Consider the following 2,625-nt stretch of genomic DNA (forward strand, 5'->3'; position numbering starts at 1 on the left):
GAGAAGCCTATTTAGATGGAGCTTTACATGGCTAGTCTGGTAGTCAAGCTGGGGGATGCCTTTTTAATCGATACACCCCCTAATAAGCAACATCTCTATATTGCGATCGCAAAGACTTCTGAAAATAGATATTTATTTGTCAATGTTACAACTCGAAGAAGCAGTTCGGAAGCTACTTGTGTGCTTTTGCCCGGCCTTGGTGTCCCGAATTTTATCGTCTGTGAATCCGTGATTGCCTATCAATTTGCCCGGGAGATGGATGCCACGGAATTAGCCAGTTTAATCACTGCGGGTAGTCCGATTCCAAAAGGCTCCTGTTCAGCCACAATTCTCGCACAGATTCAGCAAGGTGGTCTAGTTTCTCGACGGCTGAAAAACAAGTACAAAATTGCCCTGAGAGCTTTCTTAGATACATAGCTTCAGCCGTTTTCTGGTTAACAAGTTTTTGTCCCCTAACTCCCCGCAGGACAGGAATCGGCGAAAATTACGCAGGGAATCCCCACATGACTAATGGGAACAATATAGGTTTCTGTGGGGGGAAATAAAGCGACAACGTGGGGAACGGGACGGGGAGTATAATGCACTTGCGACTGGCCTTGATAAGCGAGGGAGGTGCTTGCTCCTGAATCCAACATCACCGCGTCCCGAAAACCTGCCTGTACTAATAATTCTCCCAAAGCCATCGAATCGATCGGCTCTCTGGAAACCCCGATTACTGGCTGTCCTGCCTGATTAATCCCCCAAAAAGCCCGGTGACGCAGGGCATCAAAACCGTAAAGTGTACCAAAGGATTCTCGGGATTGTGGTTGTCCATCTTTGACTAACCAAGCGGCCGCGACAAAAGCATCCGTCACCTTGAGATCATCTCCAGCCTCCGCTGCGATTCCTTCTAGGGTATTATGACGGGCAGGATCAAAAGGAAGATAACGCACCCATCGCTCAGTAATGATTACTAAAGGACGACCCTCTAACTTGCCGATTTCCCCTTCATATCCCGGGATAAAGCCGCCATTTTCGCTTAAAACCGGCCCGATCATCTGATTTGAGTCCAATTCCTTGAGGGAGAAAAAACCGCCATCTACAGCCGCGATCGCTTCTGTGCCGGCGATAATTTCCTCCACTTGATAACGACTATCAGCGTGGATGGTTTTGGGAATGCCGCCACTAATTAATACAAGTGTATTAGTTGGAAATTCCACTTCCCGTTTTTGGATGGTGGTGGCAAAGTTAAAACCGCCATCGGTACGGGGTAAGGGATCACCCCCCCAAGCTTGCGGTACAACTTCTCGCGTGCGCGATTGCCCAAAGCGTCCAATAGTGAGTAAATCGGGGGATTGGCCAGCAAAATGCTCATCGAGGTCATTCATCGATAAAGCCGCCCGATAACCCGCTTTTTTGACGAATTCCTTCACTCGATCATCCGCCTTCCCTTCCGGATAGGTGAAATAATTAACGGTAATGCCCAATTCTTTTTCTAAGATTTGTTTCGATTGCTTGACTTCCTGCTCCAAATCTGCATCGGACAATAATCTTAAATCCCGGGGATGACTAACACTATGGGAGACAATTTGTACTAGAGGATCGGCGGCCATTTCCCGGAGTTGTTGCCAAGTGACACTGGTTCTGCCAGTTTTTTGAGCCATTTTATTGATATAAATCGAGAAAACAGCAGGATAGTTATATTTTCTCAATAAAGGATAGACATACTGGTAATGTCCCCCATAACCATCATCAAAAGTCAATAAAACCGGTTTAGCGGGAAGGGGGATCCCTGTCCGCAGATGGGAAATTAACCAATCGATACTGATGGGAGTTGCCCCGATTTCCTGCAAAAATTGAAAATGTGCCTCTAATTCGGCGGGAGTAACGTCAAAAAATACCTCTTTTTTTGGTAAAATGTCGTGATACATTAAAATCGGCACTTTTGTCTCTTGAGCGCGGGGATGAATTTCCGGCCAGGGTGCTAATTCGATCGCTGTTGCCGAGTTATTTTGCCAATTATCGAGACTAATATCGTTTTTTTGGAGAGATAGGGGGAGAATCACGCGATCAGAGAGGTTTTTATAGGTTTTACAGTCAAAAACTCTCGATATATCCTTAAAAGAACTATTTTCTAGGACATAATCCGCGCATTCCGGTTGAAACTCCCTAAAAGGTGCGGGGAGAGAATCACCCCCCACCAGAGCATTAGAACGAGGATAGAGAGAAATTGCCCAAATAATCAGACAAGTGACGATAAATGCCAAAAATCCGTATAGGGGAAACAAGGGAAACGAAGATTTTTGCCGAGCTTGCCAACGCATAGGATTAAGTAATAAAGTAAAAAGTAAAAAAGAAAAAGTAAAAAAGCAGATAGTCCCTGATTTACCGAAAAAAACTGCTTTTTATCTAGATTTTTGGCTTTTGTTTTCTCGTCAGCAAAGCCCACTGATTACAAGCTGAGTTTCCCTATAATCCGTTCCCTTGTCAAGTTTTCTAGAACACCCTCATCAGTTATCAGTTATCAGTTATCAGTTATCAGTTATCAGTGAGCAGTGAGCAGTGAGCAGTGAGCAGATTTGAGTTTTCAGTGGACAGTGGTAATCAGTGAGCAGTTGTCAATAGACTGCCTTTATTGATACTCCC

At 45.0% G+C, this 2,625-nt stretch carries 2 protein-coding genes; one reads left to right on the plus strand and one right to left on the minus strand.

What is annotated here, in order from left to right; translation table 11 throughout:
- Positions 1 to 27 precede the first annotated feature (27 nt).
- Entirely contained in the window at positions 28 to 417 is a 390-nt protein-coding gene (locus tag PX481_RS14635) for a hypothetical protein (RefSeq protein ID WP_008200532.1), read from the plus strand.
- A 35-nt stretch (positions 418 to 452) separates the two neighbouring features.
- Here the strand turns inward: PX481_RS14635 and PX481_RS14640 are convergent, their stop codons facing one another.
- On the minus strand, positions 453 to 2,303 hold the full coding sequence (locus PX481_RS14640; RefSeq protein ID WP_288094827.1) for a polysaccharide deacetylase family protein: 1,851 nt from the start codon (positions 2,301 to 2,303) through the stop codon (positions 453 to 455).
- Positions 2,304 to 2,625: the final 322 nt, after the last annotated feature.

It is taken from the genome of Microcystis sp. M53603_WE2, assembly GCF_030065435.1.

Coding starts and splice junctions, on each gene's coding strand:
- PX481_RS14635 (WP_008200532.1), top strand. CDS start 28: ATGGCTAGTCTGGTAGTCAAGCTGGGGGATGCCTTTTTAATCGATACA.
- PX481_RS14640 (WP_288094827.1), bottom strand. CDS start 2,303: ATGCGTTGGCAAGCTCGGCAAAAATCTTCGTTTCCCTTGTTTCCCCTA.